Source organism: Nocardiopsis sp. NPDC055551, from assembly GCF_053619415.1.
In genome coordinates, this window is record NZ_JBSHJJ010000001.1 from 1 (window position 1) to 18,730 (window position 18,730).

At 68.6% G+C, this 18,730-nt stretch carries 16 protein-coding genes; 10 read left to right on the top strand and 6 right to left on the bottom strand.

The genetic code is table 11. The features are described 5' to 3' along the window. Positions 1 to 365: 365 nt before the first annotated feature. The 3 genes from ACWGSK_RS00005 to ACWGSK_RS00015 all read left to right on the top strand — a co-directional run bounded on the left by ACWGSK_RS00005 (position 366) and on the right by ACWGSK_RS00015 (position 5,449). Positions 366 to 1,733, top strand: coding sequence for a DUF222 domain-containing protein (locus ACWGSK_RS00005; protein ID WP_452454787.1), 1,368 nt, complete (start codon positions 366 to 368; stop codon positions 1,731 to 1,733). A gap of 1,023 nt (positions 1,734 to 2,756) precedes the next feature. Further along, positions 2,757 to 3,158 carry a DnaJ family domain-containing protein gene (locus ACWGSK_RS00010; protein WP_358506289.1) on the top strand — a complete coding sequence of 134 codons (402 nt, stop codon included), beginning with the start codon at positions 2,757 to 2,759 and terminating at the stop codon, positions 3,156 to 3,158. Positions 3,159 to 3,274: 116 nt separating this feature from the next. After that, positions 3,275 to 5,449 (top strand): tetratricopeptide repeat protein, encoded by a 2,175-nt coding sequence (locus tag ACWGSK_RS00015; protein WP_452454788.1) that lies wholly within the window; start codon positions 3,275 to 3,277, stop codon positions 5,447 to 5,449. Here ACWGSK_RS00015 and ACWGSK_RS00020 read toward each other — a convergent pair whose 3' ends face one another. Then, positions 5,450 to 7,147, bottom strand: coding sequence for a hypothetical protein (locus ACWGSK_RS00020; RefSeq protein ID WP_452454789.1), 1,698 nt, complete (start codon positions 7,145 to 7,147; stop codon positions 5,450 to 5,452). It lies immediately after the preceding gene. Positions 7,148 to 7,233: 86 nt separating this feature from the next. Continuing rightward, on the bottom strand, positions 7,234 to 8,625 hold the full coding sequence (gene xylB / locus ACWGSK_RS00025; RefSeq protein ID WP_358506301.1) for a xylulokinase: 1,392 nt from the start codon (positions 8,623 to 8,625) through the stop codon (positions 7,234 to 7,236). A gap of 168 nt (positions 8,626 to 8,793) precedes the next feature. Here xylB and ACWGSK_RS00030 point away from each other — a divergent pair, with 168 nt between their 5' ends. From ACWGSK_RS00030 to ACWGSK_RS00040, 3 genes are all read left to right on the top strand, one after another. Then, positions 8,794 to 9,195, top strand: a complete 402-nt coding sequence (locus ACWGSK_RS00030) for a hypothetical protein (protein WP_452454790.1) — start codon at positions 8,794 to 8,796, stop codon at positions 9,193 to 9,195. A 234-nt stretch (positions 9,196 to 9,429) separates the two neighbouring features. Next, positions 9,430 to 9,972, top strand: coding sequence for a cysteine dioxygenase (locus tag ACWGSK_RS00035; protein ID WP_452454791.1), 543 nt, complete (start codon positions 9,430 to 9,432; stop codon positions 9,970 to 9,972). Continuing rightward, the gene (locus ACWGSK_RS00040; protein WP_452454792.1) at positions 9,969 to 10,370 is read left to right on the top strand and encodes a rhodanese-like domain-containing protein; all 402 of its coding nucleotides are present in this window, start codon (positions 9,969 to 9,971) and stop codon (positions 10,368 to 10,370) included. Before ACWGSK_RS00035 ends, ACWGSK_RS00040 begins: the two co-directional genes overlap by 4 nt. A 322-nt stretch (positions 10,371 to 10,692) precedes the next feature. On the opposite strand, the gene ACWGSK_RS00045 is transcribed toward ACWGSK_RS00040, so the two are convergent. Continuing rightward, positions 10,693 to 11,235, bottom strand: coding sequence for a winged helix-turn-helix domain-containing protein (locus ACWGSK_RS00045; protein WP_452454793.1), 543 nt, complete (start codon positions 11,233 to 11,235; stop codon positions 10,693 to 10,695). 240 nt (positions 11,236 to 11,475) lie between these two features. Here ACWGSK_RS00045 and ACWGSK_RS00050 point away from each other — a divergent pair, with 240 nt between their 5' ends. The 4 genes from ACWGSK_RS00050 (at position 11,476) to ACWGSK_RS00065 (ending at position 15,340) form a co-directional block, all read left to right on the top strand. Continuing rightward, complete coding sequence (locus tag ACWGSK_RS00050) at positions 11,476 to 12,336, top strand: MetQ/NlpA family ABC transporter substrate-binding protein (RefSeq protein ID WP_452454794.1); 861 nt, start codon at positions 11,476 to 11,478, stop codon at positions 12,334 to 12,336. A gap of 181 nt (positions 12,337 to 12,517) precedes the next feature. Continuing rightward, positions 12,518 to 13,567 (top strand): ABC transporter substrate-binding protein, encoded by a 1,050-nt coding sequence (locus ACWGSK_RS00055; RefSeq protein WP_358506319.1) that lies wholly within the window; start codon positions 12,518 to 12,520, stop codon positions 13,565 to 13,567. A gap of 137 nt (positions 13,568 to 13,704) precedes the next feature. After that, positions 13,705 to 14,475, top strand: a complete 771-nt coding sequence (locus ACWGSK_RS00060) for an ABC transporter ATP-binding protein (protein WP_452454795.1) — start codon at positions 13,705 to 13,707, stop codon at positions 14,473 to 14,475. Then, a complete protein-coding gene (locus ACWGSK_RS00065) occupies positions 14,468 to 15,340 on the top strand; it encodes an ABC transporter permease (protein WP_358506325.1) in 873 nt (290 codons plus the stop codon). The genes ACWGSK_RS00060 and ACWGSK_RS00065 overlap by 8 nt, the downstream gene beginning before the upstream one ends. Before the next feature lie 53 nt (positions 15,341 to 15,393). Here the strand turns inward: ACWGSK_RS00065 and ACWGSK_RS00070 are convergent, their stop codons facing one another. The 3 genes from ACWGSK_RS00070 to ACWGSK_RS00080 all read right to left on the bottom strand — a co-directional run bounded on the left by ACWGSK_RS00070 (position 15,394) and on the right by ACWGSK_RS00080 (position 18,698). Beyond that, positions 15,394 to 16,554: an iron-containing alcohol dehydrogenase gene (locus tag ACWGSK_RS00070; protein WP_452454796.1), complete on the bottom strand. Its 1,161-nt coding sequence runs from the start codon at positions 16,552 to 16,554 to the stop codon at positions 15,394 to 15,396. A gap of 199 nt (positions 16,555 to 16,753) precedes the next feature. Then, positions 16,754 to 17,347 carry a Dps family protein gene (locus ACWGSK_RS00075; protein ID WP_067606094.1) on the bottom strand — a complete coding sequence of 198 codons (594 nt, stop codon included), beginning with the start codon at positions 17,345 to 17,347 and terminating at the stop codon, positions 16,754 to 16,756. A gap of 139 nt (positions 17,348 to 17,486) precedes the next feature. After that, entirely contained in the window at positions 17,487 to 18,698 is a 1,212-nt protein-coding gene (locus ACWGSK_RS00080) for a cytochrome P450 family protein (protein WP_358506331.1), read from the bottom strand. Between the last annotated feature and the right edge of the window lie 32 nt (positions 18,699 to 18,730).

Genomic DNA, 18,730 nt, shown 5'->3' on the forward strand with positions numbered 1-18,730 from the left:
CGCCCGGTCCGGCCGTAGCCGGCCGGATCCCTTCCCGCCCGTCTGGCTTTCTCGTGGGCCGCGTCGCCATTACGTGACGGGTCCGGTCACGAAGGACCCGCTACAGGTCGGGTGAGTGGTGGGGCGCGTCCCCGCGGTAGCCGGCTCTGGTCTTTTCAGCGATGATCTTGCTCGTAGCGCCATGTTGGGCGCCCAACATGGCGCTACGGACAAGATCAAAACCCGGATCCGCTTCGATTCCGGGCTGTGGATAACCAAGAATGGCCACCCCATCTATGGTAGGCGCATTCGCCGCCCTGGAAATAGGTTGAATATACCCGCCGGTAAGCCTGCCATTTTCTGGGGTGTTCGCATATAATCAGAGTATGAGCTTTCCTCCCCACGCGCCGCGCCCGGCCGGGAACACCCCGGTCGATCAGGCGATGGTGGGTGCGCGGGAGATGGCGGTGGAATTCTCCGGCCGGGATATCCCGTTCGGGTGTGAAACCGAGACGCTCGCCCAGTTTCGCCGGCTCAATGGGGAAGTCGACCGGATCCGCTACGGGATGTTGCCCGCCCTGGCCCGGATGGAGGCCACCGGCGCCTTGTTGGAAGAGGGTGGCCAGCGCAGTATCCAGGCGTGGATCACCCACCAGTGGGGGACCTCTCCGGCCGAGGCCAAGAGCCTTGCCACCCTCGCCCGAGCGTTGTACCAGCAGCAGCTGCCCCTGGTGGAAGAAGCGTTTGGGAAGCAGACTCTGTCTTTGGGTGAGGCGTGCGCGATCGCGACCTCCACCGAAAAGGCCACCACCGAATGGGCGAAGGTCCTGGAAACGGCGGATGAGGAATTCCGTGCCCAGCGTCCTTCGGTGGAGGGGTTTCGGGCCCGGTTGGAATACGGGCTGATCGCCTATAAGCAGGAGTGCCCGCAGGCTTCGGTGCGCCAGTTGCGGGACGCGGCGAAATGGTTCGTCGCCCGCCTGGACCCGGAAAAGGCCGACCGGGACTACGATGAAACGTTCGAGAACCGGGGCGCCCAGTTCTCGCCCACGTTCGAGTCCGGGTTTTTGCTGCGGATGTGGGGGCCGGGGGCCGATAACGAACTGATCCAGGCCGCCCTGGAGGCTTACACGCAGCCGTATGGGCCGGAGAACGCGGCGATGCCGAAGCATCAGCGCACTTATGACGCGATGATGCGGATCTTCGAGACCGCTCTGACCCACCGGGGTTGCTCCAGCCTGAGCCGCCAGCCGTTGGCGACCCTCAACATCACCGTCCCGCTGAAGCGCTTCCTCGGAGACGGCACCGCAGAGCCGGCCGTCACCGAGGATGGTGTGGTGTTGCCCGATCAGATGGTGGCCCGCCTGACCCCCCACAGCTGGCTGCGCCGGTTCGTGACCGACGCCCAGGGCCGGACTCTGTTGGATGTGGGGCGTAAGCAGCGGTGCGCTCCGGACCCGGTCCGCCAAGCGGCCGGGTTCAAGAAGTCCTACTGCGAGTGGCACGAGGGCTGTGATGTGCCGCGTAGCTGGTCGCAGTACGACCACATCGTCCCCTTCTCCCACGGCGGGGCCACCAGCGCCGACAACATGCAGATCCTGTGCTCGACCCACAACAGGCTCAAGCACCGGTTACAGGCCAAGGTGAACCGGCAGATCTGGGAACACCACCACGCCCAGAACCGCCAAGAAGCAGGAAAGGAAGCCGGGTCCGGGGATGGGGAAGGAGAGCCAGCCCCAGCCACCGCCCCCTAACCACCGCGTACTTCCGCCAGGTGGAACACCACCCCGACGAGACCACCCCCGGTTGGGTGTCAGACCCCAAGGGCCCTATGCCCTGTGGGGATATCAGCATGCCCAGGGGCAGAAACACCGCGACCCCCACCCGGAGCCACATTCCGGGGCTGGAGTGGCTCCCATCGGGGGTGTCGGCACGACTCCCACCCCCGGTACTGGCTCCCGCCCCAGGTACCGGCCCACCCGCACCACCAACCCCATGTTGTCTCTTCATCATGATGATCTTGTCCGTAGCGCCATGTTGGGCGCCCAACATGGCGCTACGAGCAAGATCATCAGGGAGAGAGCTTCACCAGAGGTGGCTACCGCGGGGACGCGGCCCGCCCCGTGCCTCACCTGTAGCGGGTCCTTCGTGACCGGACCCGTCACGTAGTGGCGACGCGCTCAACGAGGACACCAGAGGGAAGGGAAGGGATCCGGCCGGCCACGGCCGGACCGGGCCCCGGGGGCCCGAAGGGCCCGGGGCCGTTGGGACCTCAACCACTCTCTCCCCCTTCCCCGATAGCCGCCAAACCGCCGCCCGCACCGCACGGGTCAAGGCCACTAACCCCATCGTCACAGAACCCGACATCGCCTTGACGCGTGCGGTGCGGGCGGCAACAATCACGCGGCGGGGAAGGAGGGAGAACCACCCGAACAACGCCCAACAACCCCCAGGACCCCGACCCGAGGCGCCCCACCAGCCACCCGAACAACGCCCAACAACCCCCAGGACCCCGACCCGAGGCGCCCCACCAGCCACCCGAACAACGCCCAACAACCTCAAGGTTCTCGACCCGAGGCGCCCCACCCATTCCCATCCGGACAAACCCCACCGACACCCCCACCGGTACGGATCGGTGCGGATCGGCTCGGGTCCGGCGCGTGCCGGGGATTTTTCCGGGGGCCATGTCGATCGTCCACTTCCACAAGGCAGGATGGTCTTGTGGGACGGCCCATACGGACGTGTACTCGCATGCTCACCCTGGAGGAGGCGGTTCAATGACGAAACGCAAGCCCACCGGTATGGAATTCGAGTCCTGGATCGATGTCCAGATCCGTGAGGCTCAGGAAAAGGGAGAGTTCGACGATCTTCCCGGTGCCGGCAAGCCCATTCCCGACATCGACCGCCCCTATGACGAGAACTGGTGGATCAAGCGCAAGCTCAAGCAGGAGAACGTCTCGCTGCTGCCGCCCACTCTGCGACTGCGCAAGGAAGCCGAGGACACCCTGATCGAGGCGCGCAAGGCCCGGACGGAGAAGCGGGTCAGGGAACTCCTGGAAGGCTTGAACAAGAAGATCCGGGCGATGAACACGAACGCGCCCCCGGGGCCGCCGCTCAACCTGATGCCCTATGACGTCGACGAGTTCCTTCGCGACAAGTGGGAGGGCCCTGGAGCCTGATCCCTCCCAGGTGCGAGTGGCCGACTGCGGCCGGCGGGGCCACCCGAACGGTCGGATGGGGCATGGCTGGATAGTCTTCCGGTACCCCAGCAGTCGCGCACCGTGAGGTGGACCCGTTGAGCGTCGAAACCCCCAGGGACAGCACGTCCAACAACGCCCGGGATGTCTTCGGAACGTTGTTCCAGGCGCGTGACATCACGGTCCACTACATCAACGGTGCCATCTCTGACGTCACTGATGTCTCCGACGACTCCGAACGCGCCTTCGATCTCCTGGTGCCTCCCTCCTATGTGGACCGGGATGAACCTCGGGCCGACGCGCAACGGATCATCGACGAGGACCCGAGTGCCTCGACCATGCTCACGGTGTCCAGCAGGATCCAGGGCGGGGGCACGACCGCCTTCGGCCTGAAACTCCTGCACGACGGTTTCGAGCGGGATCGTGCCCGTTTTCCCGGCGGCCACGTCCTGGTGGACCTGGTCCGGGAGGATCCGTGGATGGCCGTGGGCCGCCTGTTGCGTCTCATGGACATTGCGGAGGAGGACATTCCGGCCACCCTGGAGTGGCGTGTCCAGAAGCTGCACCAGAGCCCGCGATGGCGGAGCGGGATCGCCGTGATGGTGGATTCTCCGGGCAACTTCACCGACGTCCGCCTCTTCCTGGCGACCTCACCGGGAAGTCTCACCGTGGTCACCGGACCCCAGAACTTCGACCTGAGGACGCTGGGCCGTGACGACAGGAGGCTCCTGCGCCACGTTCAATGGCGCTCCATCCAGCTGGACGCCTTGTCGGACGAGGACGCCACGACGATGTTCCGCCTGCGGTCGGACCTGGCACCCTCCCGGCCACGGGAATGGGCGATGGTCGCCGACTTCGTGGCCGCGGCCGGAGGCAATCCCGGGCTCATCGCGGACTACGCCTTCGATGTCCACGTCGAACGCCAGTGCGGGGCACCGGACCCACTCGCCACCGCGCACCGGAACCACTTCGGTTCGGACGCCGTCCCGGGGCGGCGTCCGCGTGATCGTGTGGACTTCGCGGGACTCGATGATGGGCAACGTGCCTTGGCGGTCCGACTGGCCGGCCTCCCCGACGTCGATTTCGGTTTCGATCTGGCCGAGGCCCTCATGGCCGACTCCGCGAGACCGGAGGACGTGCGTGCGGGGCTGGGAATCCTGACGGAGAGGGGCGTCCTCGACACCGTCGTGACCGGCTCCGAACCCAGGTACCGCTTCATCACGCGCAGTATGCGGTCGACCTTCACCCCTGACACGGAGAAACCCTTGGACACCCCCCGGCGCACCCTCACCCACTACTACGAGATCGGTTACGCCGCGCACCGAAAGCTGATGCCGGGTCGCTGGCTCCAGGTCGAACTCGACGGCCGTTCGGCCTTCCCCGACGGCGCGCGGGCCGCTCGCTCCTTCGGGAGCATCGACGAGGCCCGACAGGCGCTGACCCCCGAACGTCAGACCCTGGTCAAGGTCGTGATCGACGCCGTGGCCGCGGGCCACTTCGCGATGGCCGCGGAACTGTGCGAGGTCCTGTGGCCCTTCTGGTTCCACTCCGGCTGGTTCACCGACATGGTCGATGCGCAGGCGCCCGTATTGCGGGCGACCCTGGACACCCACCACCTCGAACCCGCTCGGCTCTCCCGCCTGTGCGTGCAGACGGCCATCGCCTATCGCCGGGACCGGAACCCCACGGACGCGCGCCTTCAAGCGGAGCGGGCCCTGAAACTCGCCCAGGGCGAGCACCCGCTGGTGGTCCTCACCGCCCACGACGCGCTCGGGGACGTCGAGACCGACGCTGAAGAGTACGACGCCGCGATCGGGCACTTCGCCGAGGCCCGCCGCATCGCCGAAGGTCTGGACCCCGTCGATCTCAGGGCACTGCACATCATGGAACGCAAGGAGGGCGTCGCCCACCGGCGGGCGGGACGTCCGGCAGAGGCGGAGTCCCTGCTCCTGCACGCGAGAGGGCTGCTCGCCGAGGGCGACCACCAGAACCACGCCCGAACCGGCACGGCCCTGGGCGACCTGCGTCGGGACCAGGGCCGGGTCGAGGAGGCCCTGGAATCGTACGATGGCGCGATCGATCGCCACCGTCTCCTTGGTGACCTGCGCCGGGTCGGAGACGTGTACGTGCTGCGAGCCGACGTGAACCGGGTGCGGGACACCGTGGCCTCCCGATCGGACCTGGAGCGTGCGTTGGAGGCGTACGAGGCGGCGAACGCCGAGCGCGACGCGGCCGATGTCCGCGAGCGACTCGCCGTATGGTCCTTGGGTTGATCATCCTTCGCTCGATGCTCGGATGGTGAAGCTCGCCTCGTGCTCGCCCAGCAGGACGAGGAGTGATCCCTCGGGGGCTTCACCCTCGACCCATTGATGCCAGTACGCCGAGGCGGCGGTGGTGGGATCGTGTCGGTGTCCGGGGTCGTCCGCCACCAGCCTGATCCGTGTGCCGTCACGGTCGACGAGCAGGCAGTCGGGGCCGTCCGCGGCGACCGCGAGGTGGGCCCGAGGGTGATCGGACAACCTTGCCCGCAGCACTGCCCAGGAGGTACCCCCACCGGGGCTCCCCGAGTCGGGGCCGCAGAGGAGCAGGCAGGCGGCTTCGCTCCACCGGGCCTGGGTCTCGTCCGTATGGGTGACCAAGTGGGGGCGGTCCAGGAAGAGCCGTTCCCTGGTGATGGATTCGACGGGGTGGCGGCGCACCCGGAGCCCGGAACCCTCCTCTTGGACTGTGCTCCACAGTGGTGCGTGGTCGGTGGCGTCGGGCCAACCCCGTCGATAGGGGATGGGGACGTCGGCGGGGAGGGTCCGTACCGGGCGCTCGGGTTCGGGTAGATCCAGGAGCCGGTAGAAGGTCTCGCGCAGGATCCGTCCGGAGCCGCCGGGTTGGGAGTTGAGCCGGTCGGTGAAGGCCGCGAACCGGTCGGGTTTGTGGTCGGCGGCGTCGGCGAGGATCTGCGGGAGCAGGGGGAGGTCGGCGCGTAACCGGGTGGCGGAGCGGCCGAATCGGGCGATGGGGGAGAACGGATCCATCTCGGTGTCGGGAAAGGCCCCGAGCATGGTGTGGGTACCCAGGGACGCCCCATAGGCGGTGACGGATCCGTGGTCGCCGATGACGTGGTCGGCGGCCACGAGCGCGGCCTGCCAGCCCTGGCGGGGCGGAAGTACGCGCAGACCGGCGCGTTCGGCCTCGGCGAGCCAGGAACGTACCTGGTGGTGACCGTGGCCGTGCCAGGTGTTGGGGTGCAGGGCGAGGGCGACGCGGTACTCGTCGACGGGCAGTTCGGCGAGCAACCGGTTCAGGAGTTCGGGCCGGGAGCCGAGGAGGGAACCAGGCCCCCAGGTGGAGCTGACCACGACCAGTTTCCGGTGCCCGGTTTCGAGGTGGTCGCGGTAGCGGTCACGCCAGGGGAGTCCGGCCAGGATGCGGTCGTGGGAGGGGTCTCCGGCGATGAGCGCGGCGTTCACGGCCTCGGGGCAGCTCCGGCGGAGACGGTCGAGCTGTTCGGGGTGGGACAACACGAGCGTTCCGGGAACGAGGGTCCCGTCCCGCAGGAGGGTGGCCGGACCGAGCCCGAAGGCCGCTTTCCGCTTTCCGCTTTCCGCTTTCCCTATCTTATTGTACCCCGCGCCATGAGAGAAAACAATCAAAGGCGCGTTTATCAGGTGTAGGTCATCGCCGTAACTGGCCGCGATCGCCAGGTCGAATTCCTCCTCCAGTGCCTGTTCCCAGGGTGCGACGAGAGCACCGATGTCATCGAGGAATTCGGTGACGCCCTCGCGGAAGTTGGAGGTTCTGGCCCGGGTGAAGACGAGCTGGATCCTCGGGTCGGAATCGAACAGCGGAAGGACGTCGAGAAGCCTCGTCAGGGTGGTGACGGTGTGGGCCACGACGAGGATTCGGCGGGCGTCGGGATAGGTGGACCAGTTCGGCGCCGATCCGATCGGTACCCGCAACCGTTCCTCGACCGACATGCATGCTCCCGCAGCTCGAAAGTCCGGAGTGCCCCGGAACACGATGGAACAGCGTACCGAACCCGTGTTCCGGGGCCTTCGCGGGCCTATACCCCGTGAACGGTGTGCCGGAAGTGCGCGTAGCGTTCACGCAGTTCCGTTCCGGCCTCGGAGTTGTACGTGGACGACTCCTCCGGTGCGCCCAGGGTCCACACCGGCGGTGATTCCTCGCCGGACAGCGCCCAGGCGGCCTGGCGGGCGGCGCCCAACGCCACGTACTCGGCGGCCGGTGGAACCACCACGGGCGCGCCCAGGACGATGGGGGCGATGGCGCGGACCGCGGCCGACCGGGCGCCTCCGCCCACCAGCAGCACCCGTTCGGTGGGCACACCCTGCCCGGAGAGGGCGGCCAACCCGTCGGCGAGTCCGCACAACATCCCCTCCACGGCGGCGCGGGCGATGTTGGCGGGGGTCATGTTGTCCCTGCGCAGGCCGTGCAGGGATCCGGTGGCCTCGGGGAGTTCCGGGGTGCGCTCACCGTCCAGGTAGGGCAGCAACACCACGCCATCCGACCCCGGGCGCGCTCCCAACGCGAGGTGGTCGAGCCCGGCCAGGTCGGTGCCGAGCATCGCGGCGGCCGAGCTCAGTACCCGGGCGGCGTTGAGGGTGCACACCAATGGCAGGTGGCCGCCGGTGGCGTCGGCGAAACCGCACACCGTTCCGGTGGGGTCGTGGGTGGGGCGGTCGTGGGCGGCGAACACGGTGCCGCTGGTGCCCAGGGACACCACCACGTCGCCGGGGCGCACGCCCAGGCCGAGGGCGGCCCCCATGTTGTCTCCGGTGCCGGGCGCGATGAGCGCGCCCTCGGGGGTGTGGCCCACGGTCTCGGCGGGGGCGGCCACGCGGGGGACCTCCAGTTCCCGGCCGAACCCGCGCACCAGCAGGTCGGTGCGGTAGGTGTTCTCGGCGGGGGACCAGTAGCCGGTGCCGGAGGCGTCGCCGCGGTCGGTGGTGGGTGCCCGGCGGGCGCCGCCGAGCCGCCAGGTCAGCCAGTCGTGGGGGAGCATGACACCGTGCGCGCGGGCGGCGAGCTCGGGTTCGTGTTCGGCGAACCAACGCAGCTTGCCGACGGTGAAGCTGGCCACCGGCACGTTTCCCACGGCGTCGGCCCAGGCCTTGGGGCCGCCCAGTTCCTGGACCAGGTCGTGGGTCGCCCCGGCGGAGCGGGCGTCGTTCCACAGCAGGGCGGGGCGGATGACCTCCCCGTCCTCGTCGACCACGACCATGCCGTGTTGTTGACCGGCCACGGAGACCGCGGCGACGTCGTCGAGCAGCCCGGAGGAGGCCTCGCTCAGGGCGCTCCACCAGTGGCGGGGGTGGGTCTCGGTGCCGTCGGGGTGTGGGGCGCGTCCCTCGCGCACCACCTTGCCGGTGGTGCTGTCACAGACCACGACCTTGCAGGACTGTGTCGAACTGTCGATTCCGGCGACGAGTGCCATGTTCGCTCCGTGTGGGTGAGGGGGTCCTGGCCGGGGCTCGGCGGGCTCATTCTCGCACTCTGGTGACCCCTCTCACAGTCCGGGGTGCGCCTCGATGAATCACTTGCCCGAGCAGGTGGGCGTCAATAAAATTGAGTCCAGACAACTCAACGCGATGGGAGTGGTCCGATGCGCGTCACCGACGTCTTCGAAGGGGCCGAGCACACCCTGTGGGCGCAGCTCGCCGTGGATCCGGTCGTCCGGGTCGACAGTGGGCGTCGCGGCGCCGACCTCGTGGTCGAGGTCGAGCTTGCCCCGGGTGTGGATCCCGGTGGGGTCCTCGTGCTGCGAGAGGATCGTGCTCTGACGCTGGTGAACGCCTCCGATCGCGCGGTGTTGTACCGGATCCCCCTGGAGACCGCCGTGGGTCGCCCTGTTCGACGCGACCTCCCGGGTGGGCTGCTCCTCACCGCACCCTTGGCCGGCCCGGCCCCGGTCTCCGTGGCCCCTGGAGTGCGCCCGCCCGTCGGACGTCTGCGCGCCGCCCTGACCCGCCTGTACGACCGTCTTCGGGGATTTCTCCGGGTATGACGAGGGTGCCCCCGATCGAGCGGGGGCACCCTCCTTCCCGAGGTGGGGCGGACGTGAGGCCCGTCGAGTGCAATTGCCAACTAAACCTGTAGGGAATGTGGTTTACTGGCGTGCATGGAAGCTGGCGCACCATCACACCTTCGGCCCTGGTGGCGGCCGTTCACCTTCGATGAGCGCTGTCGGTGACAGGAGTCCCCGGATCACCACCGACAGCACGAGAAGGCGACAAGGACCATGACCATCAACGACATCGCCGCGCCCACGCCGCTCACCCTGGACCGCCTGTCCGGGTTGACCGCGAAGGTCGCGGAGGAGGTCCGCCAGGGGCTCCACGAGATCCACTTCGACGCCGAGAATCGGTGGTCGGTCCGGCTGCACGCCGACGACTACACCGACGTCTGGCTCATCTCCTGGACCCCCGACCAGTCCACCCGACTGCACGACCACGCCGGTTCGCTGGGCGCGCTCACCATCGTCACCGGCGAGCTGGTGGAGTACTACTGGGACGCCGGACCGCGCGAGCGCACCCTGGCCGAACCCGGGGGCGGTCGCTTCCCCCTCGGTCACGTGCACGACGTCGTCAACGCCTCCGACGGTCCGGCCGTGAGCGTCCACGCCTACTCGCCGCCGCTGACCGCCATGCACTACTACGAGATCACCGACCAGGGCTCGCTGCGGCGTACCGACAGCATCCTCACCACCGCGCCCGAATCGGGCGTCCCCACCCTGGAGACCGTCCCCTCCGAGGAGGCCGCGACGGGGGAGGGGCGGCGATGAGCGGGCCTTCGGTCAGCGCCATCGAACGGCTCCTCAACGAAAAGCGCGCCCGCCTGAAGCGGCTCGACCCGTACCGGGCCCATGTCGCCCAGTGTGAGGGCGCCCTGCTGGTGGACACGCGCCCCGTCATCGATCGGGAGACCGAGGGGGAGATCCCCGGCGCCCTGGTGATCGACCGCAACGTCTTGGAATGGCGTTTGGACCCCACCAGCCCCGACCGAGTGCCCGAAGCCGACTCCGCCGACCGCCGCATCGTGCTGTTCTGCAACGAGGGCTACGCCTCCAGTCTGGCCGCGGTCCAGCTCCAGGAGCTGGGGCTGGCCCACGCCACCGACCTGGACGGTGGTTTTCGCGCCTGGCGTGCCGCCGGCCTGCCGGTGACCGATCCACGCGGCTGACCCGCACCGTTTCCCGAAGGCCCGCGACGGCGTGACCCGCGTCGTCGCGGGGTCCGGCTCGACCCATACCCTTTAACTCTACTAAATAAGTAGGTTTAATCGAGTTGGGTCGACGCCTCCCCGCCACCCCCGTCACCCCAGGGCGCATCGACGCCCGGAGATCGAGAAGGACATGAGCGAGACACCCTCCACCCCCACACCCGAAAGCGCCCCCGCGCGGTCGGGGTTCCGACTCGGCGAGGACTGGGCCGCCACCATCACCGGCCTCGTCCTGCTCGGCCTGGGCCTGGTCGTCGTTCTAGGGTTGGCCGCCACCACCCGGTCAGTCCCCCCGCTCCGGCGCCGACGCCCGGGGGCCGCGATAGATGTACCCGACCTTGCGGACCGTGGCGATGCGTTCTCCGGCCGGTCCCAGCTTCCGGCGCAGTCGGTGGATGTGCACGTCGATGGTGCGCGAGTGCAGGTCCCGACTCACACCCCAGACCCGTTCGAGGAGTTCGGAGCGGGTGACCGCGCGGCCGGGGGCGGCGGTCAGGCAGTCCAGCAGCTCGTACTCCTGGTAGGTCAGGTCGATCTCTTGGCCTTGGACCCAGACCCGACGGGCGTTGCGGTCCAGCAACAGGACACCGTCGGTCGCCTCGGCGGTGGGATGCGCCCGGGGATGGGGTTCGTCCACGACGACCCCATAGACCAGCATGTACCGGCCGCTCTCGGGCAGGGGTAGGACGCCGAGCAGGGAGTGTTCCCCTTCGGGGGCCGTGACCTTCGGGGGGTGGCCCTCGGGGGAGCGGACGGCGGTCAGGGGTGGCCGCGTGAGGGTGGAGCGACCGTTGGTTCCGGGTGTGGCGGTGCGTGCGCTGAGCATGATTCCATGATGCGCCGTATTTCCCTTAATATCTACCTGATTAATAGGTAATCTCTGGGCTGTGGCCAAGGCCACGTTTCGGTCGGCGTTAATCGGATTATTCCTACCATGTAGGTTGGATAGGGTCTGATCGGCTCGTAGGCGCACCAAAGGGGCGTCCGAGTACACCGCGTCCAGGCCCGTCCCGGCCTCGGCCACCCCCCGCGATCCTCCATCCCACGATCACGAAGGAGCGCACTCATGCGCACGACCTCGATCCTCATCGGCGCGGCCGCCCTGACTCTCGCGGTCGCGGCCTGCGGTGCCCCCAGTGAGCAGGCCGCCGAGTCCACCGAGGACGGCCAGGCACCGCTCCGGATCGGTGTCAACCCCGTTCCGCACGGTGACGTCCTCGCCTTCATCGACGAGAACCTCGCCGAGGAGGCCGGGCTGGACCTCGACATCGTGGAGATCGCCGACTACAACACGCCCAACGCCCAGTTGGTCGACGGCGACCTGGACGCGAACTACTTCCAGCACCGCTCGTTCCTGAACGAGTGGCTGGAGAACGGCCCCGAGGCCGACCTCACCTACATCACCGACGTGCACATCGAGCGCCTGGGGCTGTACTCCGAGAGCGTGGAGAGCATCGACGACCTGCCCGAGGGCGCCGAGGTCGCGGTTCCCAACGACCCGGCCAACCTCAACCGAGCCCTGGGCATTCTTGAGACCGAGGGTCTGATCACCGTCGACCCGGAGGCCGGTGAGACCGCCACGGAGAAGGACATCACCGACAACCCGAACGACCTGACGATCACGCCGCTGGAGGCCGCCCAGCTTCCGCGCTCGATCACCGACGTCGACGCCGCGGTCGTCAACGGCAACTACGCCATCGAGGCCGACCTCGCCGAGGAGTCCAACCTCCTGGCCTGGGAGCCCGAGGGTGACGACTACGTCGAGAAGTACGCCAACGGCCTGGTGGCCTTGGACGAGAACGTCGACGACGAGCGGGTCCAGCTGCTGGCCGAGCTGCTCCACGACGAGCAGGTCCTGGAGTACATCCAGCAGGCCTGGCAGGGCGTCGTCCTGGCCGTCGACGCCGAGGGTCGGCCGGTCGAGTAACCGCGCGCCGTACGCCGTTCGGGGCGGTGGAGTCCTTCGACTCCACCGCCCTTTCGCGTGCCAGGGGCCGGATCCGAAGTGGCGCAGGTCACATGGGGGAATGGCGCCCTTCCTTCCCATTAATCCTACTCATTAAGTAGGATTTCCTTGTCCGGTCGACCCCACGACAGAAGAGGGCCCCATGAGCATGCGAACCTCCGCGCTTTCGACCGCCGCCGCGGCACTGGCGATCGGGCTGGTCGCGACCGGCTGCGGGGGCTCCGACGCCGACGCGGGCGGAGACGCCGACACCCTCACCCTCGGCTACTTTCCGAACGTCACCCACGCGCCCGCCCTGGTGGGTGTGGAGAACGGGACCTTCGACGAGGCGCTCGGCGACGTCGATCTGTCCACCCAGACCTTCAACGCCGGCCCGGACGCGATCAACGCGCTCTTCTCCGGCGAGATCGACGCGACCTTCATCGGTCCCAACCCGACGATCAACGGCTGGTCCCAGTCCGGCGGCACCGCGCTGCACGTCATAGCCGGCTCCACCTCCCAGGGTGCCGGTCTGGTGGTGCGCGAGGGCATCGACGACGTCGAGGACCTGCCCGGCCACACCATCTCCACGCCCCAGCTGGGCAACACCCAGGACGTGGCGTTGCGCTGGTTCGCCGAGGAGCAGGGGTGGGACATCGACACCGAGGGCGGTGGCGAGTTGTCCATCCTGCCGCAGGAGAACGCCGAGATCATCAACGCCTTCGAGCTCGGTGAGATCGACGGCGCGTGGGTGCCCGAGCCGCATCTGAGTCGGCTGATCCTGGAGCACGACGCCGAGTTGCTCGTCGACGAGAAGGACCTGTGGCCGGACACCGGCGGTGAGTTCGTCACCACCAACCTGATCGTCAACGCCGAATTCCTGGAGGAGAACCCCGATACCGTCCGGGACCTGCTGCGGGGCCACGTCGAGACGATCGACTGGATGAACGACAACTCCGAGGAGGCCCAGGAGGTGACCCTGGCCCACCTGGAGGCCCTCACCGGCGGAGACCTCTCCCCGGAGGTCGTCGCCTCCGCCTTCGACAACGTCTCGTTCACCGCCGACCCCATCTCTGCCTCGCTGCGAGGCGGAGCCGAGCACGCCGAGGCCGTCGGTCTGCTCGACCCGGTGGAGCTGGAGGGGATCTACTCGCTCGAAGCGCTCAACGAGATCCTCGCCGAGGAAGGACACGACGAGGTCGAGGGCTTCTAGCGCTTCCACAAAACCTACTTATTAAGTAGAGTTTTTCCGTGCCGCTTCAGACCTCGAACCCCCGACACGCGGGTCCGCCCGAACCCACCGAGAGCCGCCTCGGCCGCCCCGGTGGGCCTGGAAGGCGAAGGGAAACAATGAGCACCATCACCGAGACCCGCACCGACACCAACGCCGTGCGGATCGACGACATCTCCAAGGTGTTCGGGCGCGGCGGTGGCGCCGTCACCGCCATCGACGGGATGTCCGTCCAGGTAGAGGAGGGCGAGTTCCTGGCCATCCTGGGCGCCTCCGGATGCGGCAAGAGCACCCTGCTCTCCCTCGTCGCCGGACTGGAGGACCCCACCACCGGCAGCGTGGACGTGGGTGAACACCGTGTGGCCATGATGTTCCAGGAGGCCGCGCTCTTCCCCTGGCTCACCGTCGGCGCCAACATCGAGATCCCCATGAAGGTCAACAAGGTTCCCAAGGCCGAACGTCGCAAGCGTGTGGCCGAACTCCTGGACCTGGTGCGTCTGACCGGACTGGAGCGCAAGCGCCCGCACGAACTCTCCGGCGGCATGCGCCAGCGCGTGGCCCTGGCCCGAGCCCTGGCCCAGGACGCCGACGTCCTGCTCATGGACGAACCCTTCGGCGCGCTGGACGCCATGACCCGCGACATCCTCCACGACGAACTGGAACGGATCTGGCGGGAGAAGTCCCTGACCATCATGTTCGTCACCCACAACGTGCGTGAGGCGGTGCGCCTGGGCGACCGGGTCGTGCTGTTGTCCAGCCGTCCCGGGCGCGTCATCTCCGATTTCGAGGTGAAGGGTGAACGCCCCCGCCGCATCGACTCCGCCCTGATCGCCGAACAGGCCGCCGCCATCACCGACCGACTCCGTGAGGAGGTCTCACGCCATGCCTGAGACCCAGGACAGGGACACCGCCGTCCAAGGCCTGGACGCCCTCGAACTACAGCCCAAGCGTGGCAGCGACGAACGGAGCGTGGCCGAGACCGCGGGCAGGATCTGGGCGGCCACCTGGCCCAAGCTCGCCGCCGTCGCCTTGGTGCTGTTGGCCTGGCAGGCCGTGGTGTGGAGCGGCTGGCGTACCGAATGGGTCTTCCCCGGGCCCGACCGCGTCCTGCCCACCCTCTTCGGGGAGATCACCACCCCCGAGTTCTGGGAGGCCGTACGGGTCACCATGCGGCGGGCCTTCATCGGCTTCGCTCTGGCCCTGGCCGTGGGTGTGGTCGTCGGCCTGGCCGTGTCGCAGTTCAAGCCGTTGCGGGTGGCGATCGGCTCGCTCATCACCGGCCTGCAAACGATGCCGTCGATCGTGTGGTTCCCCTTCGCGATGCTGCTGTACGGCATCAGCGAGTCCGCGATCATGTTCGTGATCGTCCTGGGCGCGGCGCCCTCGATCGCGGGTGGTCTCACCTCGGGTATCGACTACGTGCAGCCGTCGCTGCTGCGCGCCGGCAAGGTCATGGGGTTGCGCGGGGCACAGCGGTACCGGCTGCTGATCATCCCCGCCGCGCTGCCGATGTTCGTCACCGGGCTCAAACAGGGATGGGCGTTCGCCTGGCGCTCCCTGATGGCGGGAGAGCTGCTGGTGATCATCAACCAGCAGAACTCGATCGGGTGGGCGCTGAGTCAGGCGCGCCAGCTCAACGACGCCGAACGACTGCTCAGCTACATCATCATCGTGCTGGCGATCGGGATCCTCATCGACGTGTTCTTCAACTGGGCCGACCGTTCTCTGCGCCGCAGGTGGGGCATCACCCGGTAGCGGGGCCGAAGGATAAGGGGGCCGCACCACGCGTGCGCGGCCCCCTCTCCCGATCAGCCGTAGACGGCGTGGTACAGCTCCACGACCTCCTCGGCGGTGGGCACCCGCGGATTGTTCCCCGGCGAACCCGACGCCAACGCCTGCCGTGCCATCAACGGCGCCAGCTCCCACCAACGCTCGGCGTCGATCCCGTGGGCGCGCGGGGAGGGCACCCCCAACTCCTCGTTGAGCAGTCGCAGCTCCCACACCAGCGCCCCGGTGGCCTCACCGTCCGTGCTGCCCGGCGCGGCCATTCCCATCGCCCGTGCGCAGTCGGCGTAGCGCTCAGGCGCCGCGCCCACCGAGAACTCCGTGACCGTCGGCAACAGCATCGCGTTGGACAATCCGTGCGCCACCTTGAAGTGCGCGCCGATCGGTCGACTCATCCCGTGCACCAGGGCCACGCTGGAGTTGGAGAAGGCCATACCGGCCTGCGTCGCGCCCGCCATGACCGCCTCCCGGGCGGCCCGGTCCGCGGGGTCGGCGTACGCCGAGCGCAGGTGGGCGAAGAGCGTGCGCATCGCGTCCCGGGCCAGACCGTCCGAGATCGGGTTGGCCTTGGTGCTCACGTACGCCTCGATGGCGTGGGTCAAGGCGTCCACCCCGGTGTCGGCGGTCAGCCGGGCCGGCATCTCCAAGGTCAGTTCGAAGTCCACGAGTGCCGCCCGCGGCAGCATCGCCAGCCCCGCGCACAGCATCTTCTCGTCGGTCTCCGCGTCGGTGATGATGCTGTAGCGGGTCGACTCCGAACCCGTGCCCGCGGTGGTCGGGACCGCGATCACCGGAAGGGCGGGCGCGTCGGTGACCACCGGGGCCTTGTAGTCGCGCATACGGCCACCGTGCGAGCCGAGCAGGGCGACGGCCTTGGCGGTGTCGATGGGGCTACCGCCGCCCACCCCCACCAACGAGTCGAAATCGCCCTCCCGCAACGCCCGCACCCCCGCGTCCACCACCTCGGTGGTGGGGTCGGGCACGGTCTCGGTGAACACCCCCGGCGAGATCCCGGCCCGTTCCAGCCGGCTCAGGATCTCGTGGAAGAAGGGTCGGGAGGCGACGAAGGGGTCGGTCACCAACAGGGGACGGGACAGGCCGAATGAGTCCAGGACCTCGGCCAACTCGGACGAGGCCCCCGCACCCACGCGTAGAACACGGGGCAGGGCCAGGGAAGCGGACACGTCGAGTACCTCCGGGGGATCGGGAGTACGGGCTTGGTACCCCGACCGAAAGCTCCGACGAGGCACGGATCAACGTCCCGGTACCTACCCTCTCGACCCGTTCGATTCCTCCCGGACGCGGTCCGTTTCCGGACCGCGACCTCGCCTCGACCCGGGGCCGGGCACCGCTATGGCGCCCGGCCCCGGTGGTCCGTGTGGATCAGCCGCTCACCAGCGGGGTGTCCACCAGGTGTTCGGCCACGAACCACGCCTCCAGCTCGTTGGTGCGGATCACGTCCGAGACCAGCACGTCGTTGGTGCCGTCGTCACCCAACTCCTGCACGCGCGCGGCCGCGTCGTGGGCCTCCTCCAGGATGGTCTCGTGGGCCTCCAACAGACGGGAGAGCATCGCCGGGACCTCCTCGGCCCCGTTCGGTGGACGTGGGATCCTCGTGATCTCCGCGACGTGTCGGGGGTCGCCCACCGCCACACCGCCCAGGGTCTGGACGCGCTCGGCGACGGTGTCGATCAGCTCCAACTGCTCGTCGGCGTGCTTGTCCATGAGCAGGTGCAGCTGGTAGAAGGTCTGACCGCGCATCAACCAGTGGTGCTTCTTGTAGAGGTCGTGCAGGATGCGGGTGTCGCACAGGACCTGGTTGAGTCGCTGGCACGAGTACATCCGGGTGTCGTAGGACAACCCGACCGGAAGTTGGCGGACCGTCCCGAACTGCTGGATCTCCTCGCCCCGCTGATGGAGCCACGGCTGGCTGCTGCGCGGCTTGGGCGTGTTCGTGCGCTGATCGGAGGTCGTCACGACCGATTCCCCCTTGCGAGTAGGTGGCGGAACGCGGTTGGACGCGTCCCGCCTGCCAGTCTCGGCCACCGACCGTTGTCACGGGAGAAACAGCACCCCATGGCAGGGCAAGACTTCACCCGGCCGGCCGGAACACGGTCTACCGGCCCGGGTCGAAGGTCACCGGCAGCGCGAACAGCCCGTGCATGATCATGCTCGGCCACCAGCGCAGCTCGGATTCGGGGACGGAGAGCCGTAGCCCGGGCAGACGGTCCAGGACCGCGCCCACCGCGACCCGCGCCTCCATCCGCGCCAGGCGAGCCCCGATGCAAAAGTGCGCCCCGTGCCCGAAGGCGAGGTGGGAGGAGCCACGTTCGAGGTCGAAGGTGTCGGGGTCCTCGTACTGTTGCGGGTCGCGCCCGGCGGCCAACAGCGACACCAGAACGGGTTCGCCCGCCTCCAGGCGCACCCCGCCCACGGTGGTGGGCCGGGCGGGGAAGCGCCAGGTCGCGTTCTGCAACGGGCTCTCCAGCCGCAACGATTCCTCGATCGCCGGGTCCAGCAGGGAACGGTCCTCGCGGACGCGTTCCAACCGGTCGGGATGGCGCAACAGGGTCAGCAGCATGTTGCCGATCAGCGCCACGGTCGTCTCGTGTCCGGCCACCAGCAACAGGAACGCGGTGGAGGTCACCTCGTCGCGAGTGAGGTCCCCGGCGCGGTGCGCCTGTACGAGGTCGTTGAGCAGGTCGTCGGTGGGCTCGGCCAGTCGGGCGTCCACCAACGACCCCAGGTAGGAGTCGAACCAGTCGGTCGTCGCGGCGATCGCCTCGACCTCTTCGTAGGACGAGGAATCGATCACCGCGGCCTGACGGTGGAACTCGGGCCGGTCCGCCTCGGGCACCCCGAGGATGTCGCAGATGATCGCGATCGGTAGCGGGTAGGCCAGGTCGCGCACCAGGTCGGGGTCGGGGGAGGCGACCAACGCGTCCAACAGCCGGGCGGTGACCCGTTCGGCGCTCTCCTCCAGTGCCCGCACGCGCCTGGGTGTGAAGGCGGCGCTCGCCGCCCGACGCAGCCGGGTGTGATCGGGGGCGTCCACGTTCACCATGCTGCGCCGCAGGCTGTCCCGGTGGTCGTAGGGCAGACCCAACCCGGCCTCGAACCAGGTCCGCTCACCCGCCAACGGGTCCTTGAGCATCTCGGGGTCGGCGAGCACGTCGCGGGCGTCACCGTAGCGGGTCACCACCCACGCCCACGCGCCGCCGGGCAGGTCCACCCGGTGTACCGGCCGGTTCTCGCGCAACCACCGGTAGGCGGGGTGCGGGTCGGCCTCGAACTCGGGGCCGTGCAGGGGCGGAGGGGTGGTGGTCATCGTGGGCCTTCCTCGGACGGGGGGCGGTATTG

Coding starts and splice junctions, on each gene's coding strand:
- ACWGSK_RS00005 (WP_452454787.1), top strand. CDS start 366: ATGAGCTTTCCTCCCCACGCGCCGCGCCCGGCCGGGAACACCCCGGTC.
- ACWGSK_RS00010 (WP_358506289.1), top strand. CDS start 2,757: ATGACGAAACGCAAGCCCACCGGTATGGAATTCGAGTCCTGGATCGAT.
- ACWGSK_RS00020 (WP_452454789.1), bottom strand. CDS start 7,147: ATGTCGGTCGAGGAACGGTTGCGGGTACCGATCGGATCGGCGCCGAAC.
- xylB (WP_358506301.1), bottom strand. CDS start 8,625: ATGGCACTCGTCGCCGGAATCGACAGTTCGACACAGTCCTGCAAGGTC.
- ACWGSK_RS00030 (WP_452454790.1), top strand. CDS start 8,794: ATGCGCGTCACCGACGTCTTCGAAGGGGCCGAGCACACCCTGTGGGCG.
- ACWGSK_RS00035 (WP_452454791.1), top strand. CDS start 9,430: ATGACCATCAACGACATCGCCGCGCCCACGCCGCTCACCCTGGACCGC.
- ACWGSK_RS00040 (WP_452454792.1), top strand. CDS start 9,969: ATGAGCGGGCCTTCGGTCAGCGCCATCGAACGGCTCCTCAACGAAAAG.
- ACWGSK_RS00045 (WP_452454793.1), bottom strand. CDS start 11,235: ATGCTCAGCGCACGCACCGCCACACCCGGAACCAACGGTCGCTCCACC.
- ACWGSK_RS00050 (WP_452454794.1), top strand. CDS start 11,476: ATGCGCACGACCTCGATCCTCATCGGCGCGGCCGCCCTGACTCTCGCG.
- ACWGSK_RS00055 (WP_358506319.1), top strand. CDS start 12,518: ATGAGCATGCGAACCTCCGCGCTTTCGACCGCCGCCGCGGCACTGGCG.
- ACWGSK_RS00060 (WP_452454795.1), top strand. CDS start 13,705: ATGAGCACCATCACCGAGACCCGCACCGACACCAACGCCGTGCGGATC.
- ACWGSK_RS00065 (WP_358506325.1), top strand. CDS start 14,468: ATGCCTGAGACCCAGGACAGGGACACCGCCGTCCAAGGCCTGGACGCC.
- ACWGSK_RS00080 (WP_358506331.1), bottom strand. CDS start 18,698: ATGACCACCACCCCTCCGCCCCTGCACGGCCCCGAGTTCGAGGCCGAC.